The sequence below is a fragment of the uncultured Jannaschia sp. genome (assembly GCF_947503795.1).
Lineage (GTDB): Bacteria > Pseudomonadota > Alphaproteobacteria > Rhodobacterales > Rhodobacteraceae > Jannaschia.
Window position 1 is genome coordinate 466,620 of record NZ_CANNEZ010000001.1, and the last position, 19,977, is coordinate 486,596.

Sequence of the window (19,977 nt, forward strand, 5' to 3'; positions counted from 1 at the left end):
GTGGCACGACTTCCGCGCCGCCTTCGCGCATGCCACAAGCGCCCCATGACCGATGCGCTCTCCGACCTCTCTCACCTTCTGGGCGATGCCCATGTCCTGACCGGCGCCGACACGGACCGTTTCGCGCGGGACTGGACGGGCAAGTGGCGCGCCGACCCGCTGGCGGTGCTGCGCCCGGCTACGACCGATGAGGTCTCGGGCATCGTCCGCATCGCGGCGGCGCATGACCTCACGATCGTGCCGGTCGGCGGCAACACCGGCCTCGTCGGCGGGACGGCCAACGAGGGCGCGCTGATGATCTCGTTCGAGCGGATGACCGCCATCCGCGAGGTGCGGCCCGAAGCGGGCATCGCGATCGTCGAGGCGGGCGCGATCCTGTCGGACGTCCATGACGCTGTGGCCAGGCACGACCTGATCTTCCCCCTGACGCTGGGCGCGCGCGGATCGGCGCGGATCGGCGGGCTGCTCTCGACGAATGCGGGCGGATCCAATGTCGTGCGCTACGGCCCGACGCGGGGCCTCGTGTTGGGACTGGAGGTGGTCTTGGCGGACGGGCGCGTGCTGGACCTGATGACCGAGCTGCGGAAGGACAATTCCGGCTATGACCTGCGCGATCTCTTCATCGGGGCCGAGGGCACGCTGGGGATCATCACTGCCGCCGTCCTGCGCCTGACGCCCGCGCCCAAGCACCACGCCGCCGCCTTCGCCGCCGTGGCCGACCTGCCCGCCGCTCTGCGCCTGCTGCAAGCGCTCCAGACCGCGTCCGACGGTGCGGTCGAGGCGTTCGAATACATGCCCCGCTCCTACATGGCGGAACTGGAACGCCACCGCCCGGACCTGCGCCCGCCCTTCGAGACGCGCGATCACGCGGTGATGATCGACATGGGCGGGCTGTCGCGTCCGCTCGACGATGTGATGGAGGATGTGCTGGCCCGCGCGATGGAAGCGGGTGACGTGCTCGACGCGACGATCGCCCAGAACGAGGGACAGCGCGCCCATATCTGGGAGATGCGCGAGGCGGCTGCCGAGATCACCTTCACCCGCCTGCCGATCGTCGACAACGATGTGGCGCTGCCGCTCGACGGCGTCGAGCCGTTCATCGAGACGATGCTCGCCCGGTTGCGCGACATGGATGACGGCGCCGATCACCTGATCTGCGCACATCTGGGCGACGGCAATATCCATCTGACGGTCTATCCCACCGATGACAGCCAGCTCGACGCCATCCGCGAGATGATCGAGGGCGTGACCGTGTCCTTGGGCGGGTCGATCAGCGCCGAGCACGGCATCGGCCTGTCGAAGCTGTCGACGATGACGCGTCGCAAGGACCCCGTGGCACTCGACGTGATGCGGGCGGTCAAACAGGCGCTCGACCCCGAGAACCGTCTGAACCCCGGCAAGGTCGTGCCACCGGTCTGAGACGGCGCTTGCAACCTGCGGGCGATCCGCGTCCCATGGCGCCGTCACTCAGGAGGGATCGACATGGGTATCTGGAATTTCGTCAAATCCGCTGGCCGCAAGCTGTTGCCCGGCGCCGCCGAGGCCGCCGAGGCCCCCGATGCCGACACGCTGCGCAAGGAGATCGACGATCTCGGGCTCGACGCCAAGGACGTGCAGATCGAGGTCGCGGGCGACACGGTCAAGGTCTCCGGCAAGGGTCTCGATCAGGAAACGAAGGAGAAGGTCATCCTCGCCGTCGGCAATGTCGAGGGCGTGGCCGCGGTCGAGGAGGACATCGACGGCGACGATCCCGTCTTCCACACCGTCGAGAAGGGCGACACGCTCTGGGCGATCTCGGAGAAGACCCTCGGGAGCGGCGCGCGCTACAAGGAGATCTTCGAGGCCAACCGCCCGATGCTGTCGGATCCCGACAAGATCTATCCCGGCCAGAACCTGCGCATTCCGCAGGGATGAACGCCGCGCGCGGCCTTCGGGCCGCGCGCCACCCGCTCAGCCGCGCCCGGCCAGTTGCGTCATCGCAAGCCCGCCGGCCATCGCGACGAGGCCCAGCACCCGCAGCGGCGAAAGCGGCACGATCTTCGCGCCGAAGAGGCCGAACTGGTCGATCGCCGCCGCCGAGATCAGCTGGCCCAGCAGCACGAAGAAGACCGCGTTGCCCACCCCGAAGACCGGCGCGATCCACGTCACCGACAGCACGTAGAACGCGACGAGCCCGCCCGCGAGGAACAGGTGCGGCGGCTGGCCCGCCATCCGCGCAAGTGCGCCCGGCCCCGTCACGATCGTCGCCACCCCCGCGACTGCGAAGGCCACGGCAAAGAGCACGAGCGCCGCCGCAGCCGGTCCCCCGACATTCGCCCCGAGCCGGGCGTTGAGTGCGGCCAGAACCGGAATGCCGATCCCCGCCGCCAGCATGATGAGTGCGTGATGGGTCAACGGCCCGCCTCCTCGGTGTCGACGCGCGAGAGCCATGCGGCCAGCGCGGTATTGACGGCTTCGGGCCGTTCCAGCGTGGGCAGGTGGCCCGCGCCCGGCACGATCTCCAGCACCGCGTCGGGCAGAAGCCCGGCCATCCGCTCATGGCGATGTACGGGGCAAAGCGTATCCTCGGCCCCGCAGAGAACCAGCGACGGCACCGCCATGGCCCGCAACGCATCCTGTCGGTCCGCGCGCGTCATGAGCGCCCAGGATTGCCGCAGGAACGCCTCGGGGCCCAGCGCTTCGGCCATCGCCATGCAGAGGTCCAGCATCGCGGCGCGGCGCGGCCCCTCCGCGAGGTAGTTGGGCTTCATTTCGTCGCGCATCACGGCGCGCAGCTCCCCCGCCGCCACGCGCGCCATCTGCGGCACCCGCCGATTGGCGATCGCGGCTGCCTCGGCCTCGGAATTGGTGTCCATGAGGCAAAGGCCCGCGATCCGCTCCGGCGCCTGCGCGGCCATCTCCATCGCAACGATCCCGCCCATGCTGAGACCGCCGAGCGCGAAGCGTGGCGGGGCCTCGGCCAGCACCGCGCGCGCCAGGTCGGCCACGCGATCCGCGCCGTCGATCGCGGCGACCGTCACCGTCCGATCCGTGATCGCATCGCGCTGCGGCGCAAAGAGCCGTTCGTCGCACATCATGCCGGGCAGAAGGATCAGTGGCGTGTTCATGCCGGCACCACACCCTGCGGTTGACCGCTGCGCAAGCCCCGGCCTACCGTCGGTCCCAGCCATTCGTTTTCGTGGGAGGAACGCATGACTGACTTCTTCATCCTCGCCGTCGCGGTGTTCGCCGCCGTCGTGCTGGTCCGCATGCTGACCTCGCATTGGGTCGCCGTCGAGGAGGACGTGGACGAGCCGCAGATCCGCTGACGCGGAGCGCCGCCCGTCGCCGGATGGCCAGTGTCAGGTGCCGTCCGCCCCCAGATGTCGTGCGCCCCGCTCCTCGGCCAGGCGCATCTGCCGCATCCGTTCGCGAAAGCGGGCGCGATCCGCGTCGGAATAGGTTCCGATGCAGAGATGGCAGGACACCCCCGCCTCGTAATCAGGGTGCTCGCGGTCGCCCGGCGTGATCGGTCTGCGGCAGGCATGGCAAAGAACGTGATCTCCGATCGCCAGACCGTGCGTGACGCCGACCCGCCCGTCGAAGACGAAGCAGTCGCCGCGCCAAAGGCTCTCGGCTTCCGGCACCGTCTCAAGATAGTTCAGGATGCCGCCCTCGAGATGCACGACATCGGGCACGCCCTCGGATCGCAGATAGGCCGTCGCCTTCTCGCAGCGGATGCCGCCCGTGCAGAACATCGCGATGCGCTTGCCCGCAAAGCGCGCGGCGTTCTCGTCCCACCAGCCGGGAAAATCGCCGAACGCCTCGGTTCCCGGATCGACCGCGCCCGCGAAGCTGCCGATCGCGACCTCGTAGCCGTTGCGCGTGTCGATCGTCACCGTATCCGGGTCCGCGATCACGGCGTTCCAGTCCTCGGGCGCGACGTAGCGGCCGACGCCCGCGCGCGGATCGACGCCGTCGACGCCCATCGTCACGATCTCGCGCTTGAGCCTGACCTTCATCTTGCCGAACGGCGCGGCCGGGGCCTCGGACCAGTTCGGCTCCAGATCGGCGCAACCCGGCAAGGCCCGGATCGCCGCCAGCGCGTGCGCCATGCCCTCGGGCGGCCCGGCGATCGTGCCGTTGATCCCCTCGGGCGCGAGAAGAAGGCTGCCCGTGACGCCGTGCGCGCGGCAAACCTCCAGCAGCGGGCCGCACAGGGCGGCCGGGTCCGCGAAAGGCGTGAACCGGTAGAGGGCGGCGACTTGAATCATCGATGCGTCCTATCGCGGCATCCGCGCCGCCTCAATCGGGGTCCGCGCGCCCTACACCTCGGCCCCCGATCGCTCTAGACCAGTGGCGAAGCACCCGCAGGAGGCCCCATGTCCGACGCCCTCATCGTGATCGACGTCCAGAACGGTTTCTGCCCCGGCGGCCAGCTCGCCGTGCCCGGCGGGGCCGATATCGTGCCGGGCATCAATGCCCTGATGCCCGAGTTCGCCCATGTCATCCTGACGCAGGACTGGCACCCGTCGGGCCATTCGAGCTTCGCGTCCAGCCACCCCGACCGCGCGCCTTACGACGTGGTCGAAATGCCCTACGGCCCCCAGGTCCTCTGGCCCGACCATTGCATTCAGGGCTCGGACGATGCGGCCTTTCATCCCGACCTCGCCACCGACCGCGCCCGCGCCGTGATCCGCAAGGGAATGAACCCGGCCGTCGACAGCTATTCGGCCTTCTTCGAGAACGATCACGCCACGCCCACCGGCCTCGATGGCCTGCTGCGGACGCTCGGGGTCGAGCGGCTGGTGCTGGTGGGGCTGGCCACGGATTTCTGCGTCAACTTCTCCGCCGTCGACGCCGCACGGCTGGGCTATGCCGTCACCGTGCGCGAGGACCTGACCCGCGCCATCGACCTCGACGGCTCGCTCGCCGCCGCCCGCGATGGCATGCGTGCGGCGGGGGTCGTTCTCGAGTGAACCGGCCCGATATGCTCGATCGCGTCAGCGAGGGAGGGCGGGCCTCGTGCCGCTGACCGAGGATCCGCTTCGGCTACGTATCGAGATCTCGTGCCCCGCATATGTCGCCGGCGCGCTCGACACCCATGGCGCGTCGTTCGGGGCCACCGGCGCCAACTCCGCCCGCGTACGCCTCACGCCCGTGGTGGACGGACCTGTCATCGCGACCTTCGCCGCGCGCCTCTACGGCGATGCCGGCGCGGTACGGGTCGGCCCGGCGCTCGCCTGGTCGGATCATCCCGTCCTCCGCTACACGGACTGATCCCGCCATGGCCCTCACCACCCCCGCCGCCCTCCGCGCCGCCCTCGGCCGCGCCCGCGCGCCCGGCACGCCGAAGGATATCACCGAGCGGGCCCGCGCGGGCCTTCTGGCGTGGCTCGACGCCTCGGCCGCGCGGCCCGTGGCCGACCTCCTGCGCGACCTCGCCTCGGGTGCCGTCGCCACGCAGATCGGTCATGCCATGCTGGGTCAGGTACCCGCACCGCCGGGTCTTGCCTGTGCGGCCGGCTGCGCGTTCTGCTGCATCCTGCCGGGCGCGGACGGGGCGACGATCACCGGCACCGAGGCCAAGGCCCTCCACGGCGCGCTCGCCCCGCTCGACGGGCCAGACGGCACCGCCTGGCATCCCGAGGCCTGCCCATCGCTCGATCCCGTGACCCGGATGTGCCGGGCCTACGACGCGCGCCCGATGATCTGCCGCACCTATGTCAGCACCAGCGCCGAGGCCTGCGCCGCCATCGCAGAGGGCACGCCCGCGCCCGGCCCCATGACCCATCCCGCGCAGATCACCTACCTGACAGCCCATGCGCTGGCCCGCGATGCCCTTCGGGGGGCCGCCGCGGTCCCGACCTATTCGCTCAAGCGCGTCGCCGCCGCCGCGACCCGGGCCACGCCCGATCCGCTCAGGCAGGCGCGCCATGCCCCGAAGGCGCTCGAGGCCGAACGGCGGCGCCTCGCCCGCGGCCTGTCCCGCGCGCGCTAGACACCCCCGGTCGGCCATGCCTTAAACCCGAAGGGCAGGGAGGCCGGAATGATCGACATCGCCACGCGCGTCTGGAACCACAAGTGGAAGATCGACCCGATCGTCCGGTCCCTGATCGACACCGATTTCTACAAGCTGCTGATGTGCCAGTCGGTCTTCCGCAACCGGCCCGACACGCAGGTCACCTTCAGCCTCATCAACCGGTCGACCCACCTGCACCTCGCCCAGCTCATCGACGAGGGCGAGCTGCGCGAACAGCTCGACCATATCCGCACCCTGTCGCTCACCCGCGGCGAGTCGACCTGGATGCGCGGCAACACCTTCTACGGCAAGCGCCAGATGTTCACGCCCGCCTTCATGGACTGGTTCGAACAGCTCCGCCTGCCGCCCTACCATCTCGAGCGTGTCGGCGACCAATACGAGCTGACCTTCGAGGGCAGCTGGCCCGAGGTCATGCTCTGGGAGATCCCGGCCCTCGCCGTCATCATGGAACTTCGCTCCCGTGCCGTCCTCTCGGGCATGGGCCGGTTCGAGCTGCAGGTCCTCTACGCCCGTGCCATGACCCGCGTCTGGGAGAAGGTCGAACGGCTGCAACCTCTCGACGGCCTCCGCCTCGCGGATTTCGGCACCCGCCGCCGCCATTCCTTCCTGTGGCAGGACTGGTGCGTGCAGGCGCTGCGTGAGGGTCTTGGCCAGAACTTCACCGGCACCTCAAACTGCCTCATCGCCAAGAACCGCGACCTCGAGGCCATCGGCACGAATGCCCACGAACTCCCCATGGTCTATGCCGCGCTGGCCGAGGGCGACGCCGCGCTGGCCGCCGCCCCCTACGAGGTGCTGGCCGACTGGCACGAGGAGCACGAGGGGAACCTCCGCATCATCCTGCCCGACACCTACGGGACCGAGGGCTTCCTCGCGAACGCGCCCGACTGGCTGGCGGGCTGGACCGGTATCCGCATCGACTCGGGCGACCCCGCGACGGGCGCCGAAGCCGCGATCCGCTGGTGGCAAAGCCGCGGCGAGGACCCGCGCGAGAAGCTGGTGATCTTCTCCGACGGCCTCGACGTGGACAAGATCGCCGCCCTCCACCAGCAGTTCCGCGGCCGCGTGCGCACGTCCTTCGGCTGGGGGACGCTCCTGACCAACGACTTCCGCGGGCTGGTGGAGGGCGACGCGCTGGCCCCGTTCTCGCTGGTGTGCAAGGCCGTGGCGGCGGACGGGCGGCCCACGGTCAAACTCTCGGACAATCCCCGCAAGGCGATGGGACCGGAGGCCGAGATCGAGCGCTACAAGCGGGTGTTCGGGGTGGGGGAGCAGGTGCCGGTTGAGGTTGTGGTTTAGGCCATTGTAACTCCAAACGGTTCGCTTAGTATCTGAGAATGAATAGATTCTCTGAAGCGCTCCGAGACTTTGAGGCTACAAATTCTGGTCCTGTTCGAGAACGTGAAATTTTGCGTGTGGCCGGAGTTCTGCCAAACTGCAAATTCGTTGATGTTCGAAAACAGGTTCTACTTTGGGCAAGAAAGAGAACACCATCTCAATTGCCGCAGGATGCTTGGAACGGTGGTCCTGTTGAAGTCCTGTCGGGTGGTCGGAGTGTTCATATTGAAACTCTTGAGACATCAAGCGGCAATCTTTGGGCATTTCGTAACGATGATCCAGACAAAAACGTACCCGGGCGCGTTTGGACCACCGAGGTAACTGTAGGCGGCGAAGATAATCAAGACTTGATGCTGAGTCTAAGGCAGATGGTCTCAAGCAGTGAAGGTGAACTTCACATCGAACCCCATGTTCCGGGGCCCATCCTGCAGATCGCTGAAAAGCTGAACTTTATTTCTGGTGGAGAGGCGGTCTCGAAATCGCCAAAATACGTAAGAAATGAAAATGATTTGGCGAAGCTCCTTGACCTTATGGAGCGACCTCAGAGAGCGTTGCCTGTGATCATTGCTTCAGGCGACGAACGCTCGGACGACCCAGAAAAGCCATATATTGACATATATTCAATTGCACGGGCGTGCTGCGGATTAGCCCACTGTTTTGTTTTGCCTGCCGATTTCACCTACGGCTTGAGCAACGCGTTTGGAAAAGTCCGATCAGTCTTCCACGGCGGTGTCCGTATTTATCTGCCGGGGTTCTCCGGCCAATCTCGGCCGTTAGATCATCGGCTTTTTGTCGGAGATTCGTTGAAAGATATTGCGGGACGAGAGCTATGTGAGAGCTCGCTGAGGCAATTATCTGCCCGAATTAGTTTGAGCAAAACCAGACTTGGTCGTGAGATTGTCACTTTTTCCTCCGTGCGGAGCGCCGCTAGTCGGAAGGCGGTTCCTGAACCCGTTTCCCCGATGGGAGTTGACGGAGAGGAAGTTGCGGCTATCCGTACTCAACTTGACGCCATGGAAGATGAACTTACCGAGGCGAAAGCATGGGAAGAACAACTCACAAATCTTCATGATGAAATGGAGGAGCGAGCACTTGCTGCTGAGGGCCAAGCTTCAAGCGCCGCTTTCAGAATTCAGCAACTGCAAAGTTTGCTTGAAGCCAAAGGTACTGATCCCGATGAAGATGTCGAACTCCCGACATCTTGGAGTGAAATCGGCGATTGGATCGATATCAGGCTGGCGGGAAGACTAGTTCTCGTCCCATCAGCTAGGAGGAGCCTCAAAAAGGCAAAATTTGAAGATGTGAGTGCTGTTGCTAAAAGTCTACTTTGGCTTGCCGCCGATTGCCGAAGAAGAAGAATTTCCGGGGGGGGCTCTGTTGGAGAAGAGCCAATAATGGAAGGTGTCAGAAACGCTTCATGCGGCGGGGACACATTTGATTTTGAGCATCAGGGACAGAAAATGAAAGCCGATTGGCACGTCAAGAACGGCGGCAACACGCATGATCCCAAAAGGTGCCTCCGGATCTATTATGGCTGGGACCCCAATTCGACCCAAATAGTGGTCGCGTCGTTGCCCGCGCACGTAAAGACTGGTGCAAGTTGAGAATTGTAGGGCTGTCAGCACCCTATATACCCTACAAATCCACCCCACCCCTCAACGCCTTCACCTCCCCCCGCCGCTTCTTCGCCTCCACCCGCTTGCGCTTCTGGTTGGCCGAGACCCGCGTCTTCACCCGGCGCTTCGGCTTCACCGCGGCCGCGCGGACCAGCTCCACCAGCCGCTCGCGGGCCACCGCGCGGTTGCGGGCCTGGGAGCGTTCCTCGGAGGCCTGGATCACCACCGCGCCCTCCTTCGTCCAGCGCCGTCCCGCCAGCCGCCGGAGCCGGGTCTTCACCGGCCCCGGCAGGGACGGCGAGCGCTCCGCCTCGAAGCGCAGCTCCACGGCCGAGGATACCTTGTTGACGTTCTGCCCGCCGGGCCCCGAGGCGCGGACGAACTGCTCGGTCAGCTCCCAGTCCTGGATCTCGATCGCGTCGGTGACGTGCAGGGGCATCCCGGCCTCCTCGGTGGTGGTGGCATCCGGCAAGAAGAAGGCCGCCCCTCGACAACGGGACGGCCTTCCGAAAGTTCAGGAGGTGTGTCGGTTAGAGTGACCTCACCTACGGAGTTCTCATGCCTCAGGGCTGCCTCAGGCACGGACCTCCGGAGTTGTCCCGACGCTCTTCTCCACCATCTTTCTTGACACTGGATCACCTCCTTTCGAATGTTGCCGATAGGTTGGAGGTTGGCACGGATTTTGTGTCGGTCAAGCCCCTTCACGCAACCCGTTGTGCCAAATTCCGCGTGATGACGCGAAACGGCACCAGCGCGGCCAAGGCGACCGTCAGCTTCACCGCCCAATCTGCCAGCGCCAGCCCGACCCAGAGCGGGCCCACGGCGGTCGGATCCTGGGCCCAGGACACGTCGCCCCAGGCCGCCGGAAACGCGATGAACCCGGCGAAGGCGATGGTGAAGAAGAGCGCCGTGTCGACGGTCGATCCCACCAGTGTCGAGAGGAGCGGCGCGCGCCACCAGCGGACCTCCGAGATGCGTGCGAAGATCGACACGTCGAGGAGTTGCGCCACGAGGAACGCGGTCCCCGAGGCGAGCGCGATGCGGAGCGTGACGAGCGGTCCGAACTCGCCGACGATCTGCGTCCCGATCAGCGAGCAGAGAAGCCCCACCGCGAAGCCCCAGAGCACGACGCGGCGCGCGCGGTCGGGGCCGTAGAGCCGGTTGGTGACGTCGGTGACGAGGAAGGCGAGCGGATAGGAGAAGGCCCCCCAGGTCAGCCAGCCGTCGGCGATGAGGAACTGGACGCCGATATTCGAGGCGACGACGATCGCCCCCATGGCGAGGATCGCGATGATCATGATGTGGTAACCCGTTTTGACATGGTGGTCGGAGACATGGCCCCGGTGGGGCAGGCGGGCCGTCTAGTCCTCCGCGCGCCACGGCGCAAGGGTGTCGGTGCGGAACGCCTCGGGGATGCGGTCGGTGCCGTCGAGGATGAGGTCGGCGATCGTCTCGGCCACCTTCGGGGCCATGCCGAAGCCGATCTTGAACCCGCCATTGGCGATGAAGTGACCGGGTCGGCCGGGCCAGGCGCCCATCAGCGGCGCGCGGCTGCGGGCGCGGGGCCGGAGCCCGGCCCAGTGGCGCAGGACCGGTGCATCGGCCAGCACCGGAAGGGCGGCACGGGCGCGATCCAGCAGGTGGTCGGCCAGCGCGTCCGGGCGATCGTGATCGAACTCCCGCTCGGAGGTCGAGCCGATCGCCGTGGTGCCGTCGCCATGGGGCACGACATGCAGCCCGTCGAGATAGAGCTGCGGCGCGTCCCGTCGGTCGAGATCGAGAAGCACGGCCTGCCCCTTGATCGGCGCGCCTGCGGCACGTCCTCTGTCGTCCCGCATCTCGGCCAGCCCCTGCCAGCCCGTCGCGTGGAGGACGGGGCCGCGCTCGGTCGCATTTGTATCGATCGTGCCGCCGAGGGCGTGGATGGCCCGCGCCAGCGCATCGCAAGCCCGCGCGGGATGGATGCGCGCGCTGAGCGTGTCGCGGATCACCCGGTCGCCACCGGGGGACCAGTCCTTGGGCGCATCCACAACCTCCCACGTCGCGGCCCCGCGCCAGAGCGTTCGCGCCTCGACGCCCCGCGCCTCGGCCCGTTCAAGGGCGACCGCGTCCGGGATCGGTTGCAATCGGCCGATCCGCGCGTACCCGGGATCGCCGCCGCCGATCTCCGCCACGGCCGCCCACCAGTCCGCCGCCATCAGAAGGCTGTCGAGCTGGAACGCCTTCTTGTCGTTCCACTGTTCGGGAACATGGGGCGCCAGCGCGCCGACGATCCCGCCCGACGCGCCCGCGCCGACGCCGGCCGGATCGACGACCCGGACCCGCGCGCCGCGCCGCGCCATCGCCCAGGCACAGGAGAGGCCGAACACGCCCGCCCCGCGGATGGTAACGTCCATTGCCAAGCCTCGATCCCTCCGACATCTGTCGGCCATGGGCATAGGGCAGGGCAGGTCGGACGGGAACACCCCGGCGCTGGAATGGCAGGGCGACACGCCGGTGGCGGTCGCGTTCGGCGACCCGTATTTCGCACGCGCCGACGGCCCGGCCGAGACGCGCCACGTGTTCTTGGGCGGCAACGACCTGCCGGCGCGGCTGCGGGCCGGGTTCCACGTGGCCGAACTGGGCTTCGGCACCGGGCTGAACGCGGTGGTGCTGGACGCCGCGTGGCATGGGCCTGGGCGCATTCGGATGACCAGCTTCGAAGCCTTTCCGATGGCGCGGGACGACATGGCGCGCGCGCTCGGCCCCGATCCTAGCCCTGCGGCGGAGGCGTTGCTGGCCGCGTGGCCCGCGCCGCGCATCGCGCTGCCGCATCTGGACCTCGAGATCGTGTTCGGTGACGCGCGGGAGACGGTGCCCGCCTGGAAGGGCACCGCCGATGCGTGGTTCCTTGACGGGTTTGCACCCGCACGGAATCCCGAGATGTGGGGTCCTGACCTGATGCGCGCGGTGGCTAACCGCACCGCGCCCGCCGGTACCTTCGCGACCTACACCGCGGCGGGGCATGTGCGGCGCGCGCTGGCAGATGCGGGCTTCGCCGTCGAGCGCGTGGCGGGCTATGGTCGCAAGCGGCACATGACGCGCGGTCGACTGGCATGAGCGCCACCGGGCGCGGCATCGCGCTGATGTGCATCACGATGTTCGTGCTGGCCGTGCAGGACGGGTTCTCGCGCCATCTTGCCGGCCGCTACGACGTCACGATGGTGGTGATGCTGCGCTACTGGTTCTTCGCGGCGCTGGCGGTGACGATCGCGTGGCGGCGGGGCGTGCTGCGCCGGGCCTGGGCCACGCCGCGGCCGGGGCTGCAATTCGCCCGCGCCGCGATCCTCGCCTTCGAGATCGTCGTCCTCGTCTGGGCGTTCGTGGCGCTGGGCCTAACCGAGAGTCACGCCATCTTCGCGCTCGGCCCCCTTCTGGTCGCCGCCCTGTCGGTCCCGCTCCTGGGCGAGCGCGTCGGTCCGGCGCGCTGGGGGGCCATCGGCGTGGGGTTCGCGGGCGTACTCGTCATCCTGATGCCCGATGGCGGGGTGTTCAGCCCGCTCGCGCTGGTGCCGCTGGGCGCGGCGTTCATGTTCGCGCTCTATGTCGTGCTGACGCGCCTGGCTTCGCGCACCGACAGCGCGCTCACCTCGTTCGTGTGGACCGGCGTGGTGGGGGCCGTCCTGCTCGCGCCGTTCGGCCTCTGGGCGTGGGAGCCGATGACCCCCGCCGACTGGGGCTGGATGGCCGGTCTCTGCGTCATCGCGGCGGGGGCGCAATGGCTCTTCATCCTCACCTACGAGGCGGCGGAGGCGAGCGCCGTGCAGCCCTTCGCCTATCTCCAGCTCGTCTTCGCCTCGGCCATCGGCGTGATGATCTTCGACGAGGTGCTGCGCCCGAACGTGGCCGTCGGCGCGGTCATCGTGATCGGGGCCGGGCTGTTCACGCTTTGGCGGGCGCGGCGGGCGACGTCAGCGCGCTGAGCGCCTATTCGCCCCGCGTGGCCTTCAGGCCTTCGGGCACCAACTCGCCGTAGCCGTCCTTCAGCCAGTCGAGAAGCCGCACCTCCTCGGGGGCGCCACCGAGACGCGCGTGGTAAGGCAACAGGCTCTCGGACACGCGCATGATGTAGTTCCGTGTCTCCGAGAAGGGCACGTCCTCGATCCAGTCGATCACATCGACCGACGGGTCGGACGGGTCGCCGAATTCCGACGACCAGCGCCGCGCACGGCTGGGACCCGCGTTGTAGGCCGCGGGCACGAGCACGGGCGACAGGCCGAACTCAGCCTCCAGCTCGCCCAGATAGGCCGTACCAAGCCGCGCGTTCAGCAGCGGGTCGCGGGTCAGGTCGCTCTGCCGGTAATCCTCGACGCCGATCAGGTTCGCCATCTCCCGCGCCGTGCCGGGCATCAGCTGCATCAGGCCGCGCGCGCCCGCCGGGCTCGTGACGATGGGGTCGAACTCGGATTCGCGTCGCGCGATCGCCAGTGCCAGCTCGGGGGCCACGGGGGAGGGCAGCCCGGCGAGGTCGGTGACGGGGAAGTAGCCGGCATGTAGCTCGTGGCCGGCCTGCGCGGCGCGCTTGGCGATGATCAGCGCGATATGCGGCTCGTCCCGTTCGAGGACGAGGTCGATCAGCGTGCCGATCTCGGCGCGGGGCAGGGTCTCGGCCATATGCGCCATGAACCGCTCGGCCAAGTCCCGCTCGCCCAGATCGTCCAGCGCCAGCGCCGCACGCAGCACAGTGCTTTGGGGCAGCGAGGTCGCGGCGAGCGGCGGGAAGGTCTCGGTTCCGGCGAGGTCCGGATCAACGGGAAGGCCCGCGCGCTGGGCGGCGAGCTGTCCGTAGAAGCTGGTCTGGTACTCGGCCCCTGCCGCATAGGCCGCCGCCGCGCCCTCGGCATCGCCCGCGCCTTCCAGCGCGCGGCCCAGCCAATATCCCGCGCGCCCCTTCGAGATCGGCGACGCGACATGCGCGTCGAAGGTGCGGAAATGTGCGGCGGCCTGCGCCGGATCGTCCGCGAAGCGCAAAGCCATGTAGCCCGCGAGCCACTCGAGCTGGGCCACGTCCGGGTGGCCATCGGGCAGGTGGTGGTTCGCGGCCACGCGGTAGCCATCCTCGGTGCGTCCGTCCTGCATTAGGCCACGCGCCAGTCGCTGGCGATGCCCGCTCCAGGCCTCCGGCGCGCCCAGCGTATCGGCGCTCTCGTCATAGGCGAACAGAAGCTCCAGCGCCTCGTCCCGGCGCCCCCGATCGAGGCGCCAGCGGAACCGCTCGTAGGCGAGGCCCTGGTGGTCGCGAAGATTCTCGGGGACGGCCTCGATCAGGGCGTCCACCCCGTCGCGGTCGTCGCGAAGCGCGATCCGGGCGCGGGCGAGCGCGTTCTCGGGCCCGTCCACGAGCGGCAGCATGCGGTCCGCGCTGGAGACGTCGCCAGACCAGGCCAGCGCATCAAGCCGCGCGGCGTGATAGGGTTCGAGCGCGTCCGAGAAGAGCTCGAGAAAGCCGGCATGGCTGGCCGGGGTCATCGGCTCGCTCAGCCAGTATTCGATGGCTGCGATATCGGCCTCCTCGGCCCGCCCCTTGGCCCGGAGCGCGATCGCCTGCATCAGCGCGCCCTTCGAGCTGCGCGGCGGGCGCGCGTCGAAGAATTCGAGGATGCGGTCGGGTGCGGTCGTGGCCGGGATCGCCGCCTCGACCCGCGCCTGCAACAGGTCCAGCCCCGGCCAGTCGGGGTTGCGCGCAACGAACGCCTCGGCCTCGGCGAAGGTGCCGTTCCGGTCGCGGATGAGATACCAGAGCACCACGTCCGCGAGCGCCGGGTCGTCGATCCGGTCGATGGCCGCCAGCGCCGCGTCCCGGTCACCCGCGCGCGCATGGGCCAAACCGACGGCGAGATTGGGGTCGGCCGTGGCGGGAACGGCCATCAGAAGGGCGGCGCAGAGGCCCAGAACGCGTCTCAACATGGTGTCGTAACCTCGGTGGCGGCGGACCCGTTCCCCGCGCTCCTGGCAGGACGGTCCGATCCGATATAAGCATCGCCTTGCCGCGCGGCAGGGGCTTGGCTAGTTTCCGCTCGATTTGGCCCCACAGGAGGATGCGTCAATGTTGAAGGGTTCGATGGTTGCCCTGGTGACGCCCCTGAAAGGCGGATCGGTGGATTTCGAGGCGCTCGACGCGCTGGTCGACTGGCAGATCGAGGAGGGCACCAAGGCGCTCGTCCCGGTCGGCACCACGGGCGAGAGCCCGACGCTCAGCCATGACGAACATGATGCCGTCGTCGTCGCCGTCGTCAAGCGCGCCGCGGGCCGCGTGCCCGTCATCGCGGGGGCCGGATCCAACAACACCGCCGAGAGCCGCCGGCTCGTCGAGCACGCCAAGGAGGCGGGTGCCGATGCGGCGCTCGTGGTCACGCCCTATTACAACAAGCCGACGCAAGCCGGTCTCATCGCCCATTTCGAGGCGGTGGCCGAGGTCGGGCTGCCGATCCTGATCTACAACATTCCCGGTCGCTCGGTCGTGGACATGACGCCCGAGACGATGGGAAAGCTGGCCAAGAACCCGAACATCATCGGTGTGAAGGATGCGACCGGCGACCTTGCGCGCGTCAGCCAGCAGCGGATCAGCTGCGGGCGCGATTTCGTCCAGCTTTCGGGCGAGGACGCGACCGCGCACGGGTTCAACGCCCAAGGCGGCGTCGGCGCCATCTCGGTCACCTGCAACGTCGCGCCGCGGCTTCTGTCGGACATGCACGAGGCGACCGAGGCGGGCGACTACGCCACCGCGCTCGACATTCAGGACCGCCTGATGCCGCTGCACCTCGCGATCTTCGCCGAGCCGGGTCTGGTGGGTGCCAAGACCGCGCTGTCGCTTCTCGGGCGCTGCGACCCGGAGGTCCGCCTGCCGCACGTCCCCTCGACCGAAGGCGCGCGCGGCCGGATCGCGGACGGTCTCCGCCACGCCGGATTGCTGAACTGACCGCGGCCATGCCACGGGGCCTCGTCCCCATCCTGTCGATGGCCAATTTCGTGATCGGGATGGGGGCGTTCCTCGTGATCGGGGCGCTCACGCCCATCGGGCAGGGCCTGTCGCTGACCCCCGAACTGGCGGGTTGGATCCTGACGGTCTACGCGCTGGCCTATGTCGTGCTCTCGCCGCTTCTCGTGGCGCTGACGGGCGCGTTCGGGCGACGGCGCGTGATGGCCGCGGGTCTTGCAGTCTTTGCGCTGGGGGCCGCGGCGTCCGCGCTGGCGCCGTCGATGGGCTGGCTTCTGGCGGCGCGCGTCCTCGCCGCCGCGGGAGCCGGGATGACCACGCCGGTCGCCGCTGCCACCGCCGCCGCACTCGCCCCGCCCGAGGCGCGGGGCCGCGTCCTCGCCATGGTGTTCCTCGGCTTGACGCTGGCACAGGTCGCGGGCGTCCCCTTCGGAAGCTGGATCGCCTACAGCTTCGGCTGGCGCGTGGCGTTTTGGATCGTGGCGGCGCTCTCGATCCTCGCCGCAGCGGCGATCTGGGTCCGCGTCCCCGCCGGCCTCAGGTTCCAGCCCGTGCGGCTTGCCGATCTCGGCGCGGTCCTGGCCGACCCCAAGCTGATGCTGGCGATCCTCTTCACCGCGACCTTCCTCGGCGCGATCTACATCCCCTTCACCTACGTCGCCCCGCTGCTGGAGGAGACGATGGGCATGGGCCGGAATGGGGTGACCATCGCGCTGGTGATCGCGGGGCTGGGGGCCGTGGCGGGCAACCTGGCCGGCGGGGCGCTGGCCGACCGGCTGGGCCCGGTCCGCACGCTTTTGATTCTCGCATGCGCGCAGGTCGTGTTGATGCCGCTTCTATCGGCGCTGCCCGTCCCGATCCTGCTTCTCTACCTGCTGATCTTCACCTGGAACGCCTGCGGCTACGGCTTCAACGCGGCCCAGCAACTTCGCCTCGTGGCCAAGGCGGGCGCCCGCGCGCCGGTCGCGCTCTCGCTCCATGCGGCATCGATCTATCTCGGGGCGGCGGTCGGGGCCGCGATCGGCGGCTGGGTCATCGCCGGCTACGGCGTCCGCGCGCTGGGCGTCGCGGGCGGGCTCACGGCGCTCCTGGCGATCGTCCACCTTGTCGCGTCGCACCGGCTGGACAGGGGCGCGGGCCGCACATAGGTCCGGTCCATGGCCAAGAACGACGACGACAAGAACTACAAGGTGATCGCCGAGAACCGGCGGGCCCGGTACGATTACGCGATCGAGGACGATATCGAATGCGGCATCGTGCTCGAGGGCTCGGAGGTCAAATCCCTGCGCGAGGGCGGTGCCAACGTGGCCGAGAGCTATGCCGCCGTCGAGGGCAGCGAGCTCTGGCTCGTGAACGCCTATATCGCGCCCTACGCGCAAGCCAAGACCTTCGGCCACGAGGAGCGCCGCCGCCGCAAGCTCCTGGTCTCCAAGCGCGAGATGTCGAAGCTCTGGAACGCGACCGCGCGCGAGGGATACACGCTCGTCCCGCTGGTGATGTATTTCAACCATCGCGGCATGGTGAAGCTGAAGATCGGCGTCGGCAAAGGCAAGAAGACCGAGGACAAGCGCGCCGCGACCGCCAAGCGCGACTGGCAGCGGCAGAAGGCCCGGCTCATGAAGGACCACGGGTGAGCGCGGCCCCGGTCTCCGCGACCGCCGCCCATTCGGCCCGCTAAATGTCGATCCTCTCCGCCCTGCGCCTCAGCCGCGCGCCGGTCGCGGCCTTCATGGCGGTCGGCCTGACGTGGGGCTGCGTCGCGGCGATGGCGCCGGTGCTGAAGGCGCGCATCGGGGCGGATGACGCGACCTTCGGGCTCCTGCTGCTGGGCACTGCGATCGGGCTTTCGACGACGCTCTACGTAGCCCCCCGCTGGGACCGGCGGCTGGGCGGGCTGGCCCTGCCGATCGGGTCGGTGATGCTGGCCGCTGCGGCCCTTCTGCCCGTCGGCGCCGTGACCGTGCCGCTTTTCTTCGCCGCACTTCTTGTGATGGGCGCGACCAGCGGCCTGACCGACGTGGTGATGAACGCCCGCGTCTCCGAGATCGAGGCGCGGACGGGCCGCAGCCTGATGAACGTCAACCACGCGATGTTCTCGGTCGCCTATGCCGCCTCGGCGCTGCTGACCGGCGCGATGCGCGAGGCGGGGTGGGGCCCCGAGGTGGTCTTCCCCGTCATCGCCGCGCTCATCCTCGCGACGGTCCCGTTCCAGCGGATGGAAGTGGCGCCGGTCGCAGAGGGCGATGCCGGCGCGGGCCGCCTGCCCACCGGCCTCATCGCCGCCTGCGCGGTCATCGTCCTCATCGCCTTCATGGCCGAGGCCACGGTCGAAAGCTGGTCGGCGCTGCATATCGAACGCACGCTGGGCGGCGGCGCGGCCGAGGGCGCGTTCGGCCCGGCCATGCTGGGCCTGACGATGGCCGTCGGACGGTTCTCGGGACAGGCGGTCTCGGCACGAATGTCCGAGATCACCGTAATCCGCATGGCGACCGGCCTCGCCGTGATCGGCGTCCTTGTCGCGGCGGCGGCCCCGTCACCGGCCATCGCCTATCTCGGTTTTGGCCTTCTGGGTCTGGGAATTTCGGTGATCGGACCGATGGGCCTCGCGCTCGCGGGCCGTCTTGCCGACCCGCGCCAGCGCACCGCCGTGATCGCGCGGGTCGCGGTGATCGGCTTCACCGGCTTTTTCATCGCGCCCGCGCTGATGGGCCTCGCCTCCGACGCGTTCGGGCTCCGCTGGGCCTTTGCGCTCGTGGCCGTCGTGACCGCAGCCGCCTGGCCGCTCAGCTATTCCGGCCGGTTGGCTCCCACTCGCCCCTGAAATCCTTCGGGATCAGCAGGTTGTGCGGGCCGACATCGTGAATGTCCTTCTCGCCGCAGAGCGCCATCGTGGTATCCAGCTCCTTGCGGATAACCTCCAGCGCATGGCCGACGCCCTTCTGCCCCATCGCGCCAAGCCCGTAGATATAGGCGCGCCCGATCATCACGCCGCGCGCACCCAGCGCCACGGCCTTGAGCACGTCCTGACCCGACCGCACGCCGCCATCCATCCAGACCTCGATCTTGTCGCCCACCGCGTCCACGATCTCGGGCAGCATCCGGATCGACGAGAGTGCGCCGTCGAGCTGCCGTCCGCCATGGTTCGATACGATGATCGCGTCCGCGCCCACATCCAGCGCCAGCCGCGCGTCTTCGGGGTCGAGGATGCCTTTCAGGACGACCTTCCCCTTCCACTTGTCGCGCAGCATCTTGATCTTGTCCCAGTCGAGCCGGGGATCGAACTGCTCGGCGGTCCAGGAGGACAGCGACGAGGTATCGCCGACCCCCTTCGCGTGCCCAACGATATTGCCGAAGGTCCGCCGCGTGGCCTGCATCATCTCGAGGCCCCAGCCGACCTTTGTGGCCATGTTCGCGATGCTGGCGGGCGTCAGCTTGGGCGGGGCCGAGAGGCCGTTCTTGAGGTCCTTGTGGCGCTGCCCGAGGATCTGGAGGTCGAGCGTGATCACCAGCACGTCGCAGCCCGCGGCCTCGGCGCGGCCGATCAGGTTGTCGACGAAGTCCTCGTCGCGCATCACGTAGAGCTGGAACCAGAACGGGCTCGCGGTCTTGCGGGCGACGTCCTCGATCGAGCAGATCGACATGGTCGACAGGCAGAACGGCACGCCGAAATCCTCGGCCGCGCGCGCCGCGAGGATTTCGCCATCCGCATGCTGCATCCCCGTCAGCCCGACGGGGGCGAGCGCCACGGGCATCGACACGTCGCGGCCCACCATTGTCGTCGCGACCGACCGGCCCTCCATGTCCACGGCCACGCGCTGACGCAGCCGGATCAGGTCGAAGTCAGTCTCGTTCTCGCGGAAGGTCTGCTCTGTCCAGCTGCCGGACTGACAGTAGTCATAGAACATCTTGGGGACCCGGCGGCGGTAAAGGGTGTGGAGGTCGTCGATGGTGGTGATGACGGGCGACATGGGCGCGAACCTCCGGCTGGCCACGAAATTGGTGAGGACTTCTAACCAATTCGCGGG

21 protein-coding genes are annotated in these 19,977 nt (G+C 68.4%); 13 read left to right on the top strand and 8 right to left on the bottom strand.

Annotated elements, in window-relative coordinates; all coding sequences use genetic code 11:
* Window positions 1-45 precede the first annotated feature (45 nt).
* Together Q0833_RS02450 and lysM are read left to right on the top strand one after the other, a co-directional pair.
* Window positions 46-1,419 carry an FAD-binding oxidoreductase gene (locus tag Q0833_RS02450; protein WP_298429892.1) on the top strand — a complete coding sequence of 458 codons (1,374 nt, stop codon included), beginning with the start codon at window positions 46-48 and terminating at the stop codon, window positions 1,417-1,419.
* 63 nt (window positions 1,420-1,482) lie between these two features.
* Window positions 1,483-1,914: a peptidoglycan-binding protein LysM gene (gene lysM, locus Q0833_RS02455; protein WP_298429893.1), complete on the top strand. Its 432-nt coding sequence runs from the start codon at window positions 1,483-1,485 to the stop codon at window positions 1,912-1,914.
* A gap of 36 nt (window positions 1,915-1,950) precedes the next feature.
* Here lysM and Q0833_RS02460 read toward each other — a convergent pair whose 3' ends face one another.
* The 3 genes from Q0833_RS02460 to Q0833_RS02470 all read right to left on the bottom strand — a co-directional run bounded on the left by Q0833_RS02460 (window position 1,951) and on the right by Q0833_RS02470 (window position 4,253).
* Window positions 1,951-2,394 (bottom strand): DMT family transporter, encoded by a 444-nt coding sequence (locus Q0833_RS02460; protein ID WP_298429895.1) that lies wholly within the window; start codon window positions 2,392-2,394, stop codon window positions 1,951-1,953.
* The gene (locus Q0833_RS02465) at window positions 2,391-3,107 is read right to left on the bottom strand and encodes an alpha/beta hydrolase (protein WP_298429897.1); all 717 of its coding nucleotides are present in this window, start codon (window positions 3,105-3,107) and stop codon (window positions 2,391-2,393) included. The genes Q0833_RS02460 and Q0833_RS02465 overlap by 4 nt, the downstream gene beginning before the upstream one ends.
* A gap of 234 nt (window positions 3,108-3,341) precedes the next feature.
* Window positions 3,342-4,253 (bottom strand): rhodanese-related sulfurtransferase, encoded by a 912-nt coding sequence (locus Q0833_RS02470; RefSeq protein ID WP_298429899.1) that lies wholly within the window; start codon window positions 4,251-4,253, stop codon window positions 3,342-3,344.
* Between the two features lie 108 nt (window positions 4,254-4,361).
* On the opposite strand from Q0833_RS02470, the gene pncA reads away from it, so the two are divergent.
* Genes pncA through Q0833_RS02495 form a run of 5 tightly spaced genes read left to right on the top strand, consistent with a single transcriptional unit; the run spans window position 4,362 to window position 8,964 of the window.
* Complete coding sequence (gene pncA, locus Q0833_RS02475) at window positions 4,362-4,958, top strand: bifunctional nicotinamidase/pyrazinamidase (RefSeq protein WP_298429901.1); 597 nt, start codon at window positions 4,362-4,364, stop codon at window positions 4,956-4,958.
* Between the two features lie 46 nt (window positions 4,959-5,004).
* Window positions 5,005-5,259, top strand: a complete 255-nt coding sequence (locus Q0833_RS02480; protein ID WP_298429903.1) for a hypothetical protein — start codon at window positions 5,005-5,007, stop codon at window positions 5,257-5,259.
* Window positions 5,260-5,266: 7 nt separating this feature from the next.
* Window positions 5,267-5,980, top strand: coding sequence for a YkgJ family cysteine cluster protein (locus tag Q0833_RS02485; RefSeq protein WP_298429905.1), 714 nt, complete (start codon window positions 5,267-5,269; stop codon window positions 5,978-5,980).
* 48 nt (window positions 5,981-6,028) lie between these two features.
* Window positions 6,029-7,321: a nicotinate phosphoribosyltransferase gene (gene pncB / locus Q0833_RS02490; protein WP_298429907.1), complete on the top strand. Its 1,293-nt coding sequence runs from the start codon at window positions 6,029-6,031 to the stop codon at window positions 7,319-7,321.
* 38 nt (window positions 7,322-7,359) lie between these two features.
* Window positions 7,360-8,964: a hypothetical protein gene (locus Q0833_RS02495; RefSeq protein ID WP_298429909.1), complete on the top strand. Its 1,605-nt coding sequence runs from the start codon at window positions 7,360-7,362 to the stop codon at window positions 8,962-8,964.
* A 31-nt stretch (window positions 8,965-8,995) separates the two neighbouring features.
* Here Q0833_RS02495 and arfB read toward each other — a convergent pair whose 3' ends face one another.
* The 3 genes from arfB to Q0833_RS02510 all read right to left on the bottom strand — a co-directional run bounded on the left by arfB (window position 8,996) and on the right by Q0833_RS02510 (window position 11,372).
* Window positions 8,996-9,415 carry an alternative ribosome rescue aminoacyl-tRNA hydrolase ArfB gene (gene arfB / locus Q0833_RS02500; protein ID WP_298429911.1) on the bottom strand — a complete coding sequence of 140 codons (420 nt, stop codon included), beginning with the start codon at window positions 9,413-9,415 and terminating at the stop codon, window positions 8,996-8,998.
* 262 nt (window positions 9,416-9,677) lie between these two features.
* Entirely contained in the window at window positions 9,678-10,274 is a 597-nt protein-coding gene (locus Q0833_RS02505) for a queuosine precursor transporter (protein WP_298429914.1), read from the bottom strand.
* A 63-nt stretch (window positions 10,275-10,337) separates the two neighbouring features.
* The gene (locus Q0833_RS02510; RefSeq protein WP_298429916.1) at window positions 10,338-11,372 is read right to left on the bottom strand and encodes an FAD-binding oxidoreductase; all 1,035 of its coding nucleotides are present in this window, start codon (window positions 11,370-11,372) and stop codon (window positions 10,338-10,340) included.
* A gap of 34 nt (window positions 11,373-11,406) precedes the next feature.
* On the opposite strand from Q0833_RS02510, the gene mnmD reads away from it, so the two are divergent.
* Both mnmD and Q0833_RS02520 read left to right on the top strand, forming a co-directional pair.
* Entirely contained in the window at window positions 11,407-12,075 is a 669-nt protein-coding gene (gene mnmD / locus Q0833_RS02515; RefSeq protein ID WP_298429918.1) for a tRNA (5-methylaminomethyl-2-thiouridine)(34)-methyltransferase MnmD, read from the top strand.
* The gene (locus Q0833_RS02520; protein WP_298429920.1) at window positions 12,072-12,938 is read left to right on the top strand and encodes a DMT family transporter; all 867 of its coding nucleotides are present in this window, start codon (window positions 12,072-12,074) and stop codon (window positions 12,936-12,938) included. Before mnmD ends, Q0833_RS02520 begins: the two co-directional genes overlap by 4 nt.
* 4 nt (window positions 12,939-12,942) lie before the next feature.
* Here Q0833_RS02520 and Q0833_RS02525 read toward each other — a convergent pair whose 3' ends face one another.
* Window positions 12,943-14,922: a lytic transglycosylase domain-containing protein gene (locus Q0833_RS02525; RefSeq protein ID WP_298429923.1), complete on the bottom strand. Its 1,980-nt coding sequence runs from the start codon at window positions 14,920-14,922 to the stop codon at window positions 12,943-12,945.
* 139 nt (window positions 14,923-15,061) lie between these two features.
* Here Q0833_RS02525 and dapA point away from each other — a divergent pair, with 139 nt between their 5' ends.
* From dapA to Q0833_RS02545, 4 genes are read left to right on the top strand one after another with little or no spacing between them, the layout of a single operon-like run.
* Complete coding sequence (dapA, locus tag Q0833_RS02530; RefSeq protein WP_298429925.1) at window positions 15,062-15,934, top strand: 4-hydroxy-tetrahydrodipicolinate synthase; 873 nt, start codon at window positions 15,062-15,064, stop codon at window positions 15,932-15,934.
* Window positions 15,935-15,942: 8 nt separating this feature from the next.
* Complete coding sequence (locus tag Q0833_RS02535) at window positions 15,943-17,100, top strand: MFS transporter (protein WP_298429927.1); 1,158 nt, start codon at window positions 15,943-15,945, stop codon at window positions 17,098-17,100.
* 9 nt (window positions 17,101-17,109) lie between these two features.
* Window positions 17,110-17,586: an SsrA-binding protein SmpB gene (gene smpB, locus Q0833_RS02540; protein ID WP_298429929.1), complete on the top strand. Its 477-nt coding sequence runs from the start codon at window positions 17,110-17,112 to the stop codon at window positions 17,584-17,586.
* Between the two features lie 44 nt (window positions 17,587-17,630).
* Window positions 17,631-18,773, top strand: coding sequence for an MFS transporter (locus tag Q0833_RS02545; RefSeq protein WP_298429931.1), 1,143 nt, complete (start codon window positions 17,631-17,633; stop codon window positions 18,771-18,773).
* On the opposite strand, the gene Q0833_RS02550 is transcribed toward Q0833_RS02545, so the two are convergent.
* The gene (locus tag Q0833_RS02550) at window positions 18,736-19,920 is read right to left on the bottom strand and encodes an alpha-hydroxy acid oxidase (RefSeq protein ID WP_298429933.1); all 1,185 of its coding nucleotides are present in this window, start codon (window positions 19,918-19,920) and stop codon (window positions 18,736-18,738) included. The genes Q0833_RS02545 and Q0833_RS02550 overlap by 38 nt on opposite strands.
* Between the last annotated feature and the right edge of the window lie 57 nt (window positions 19,921-19,977).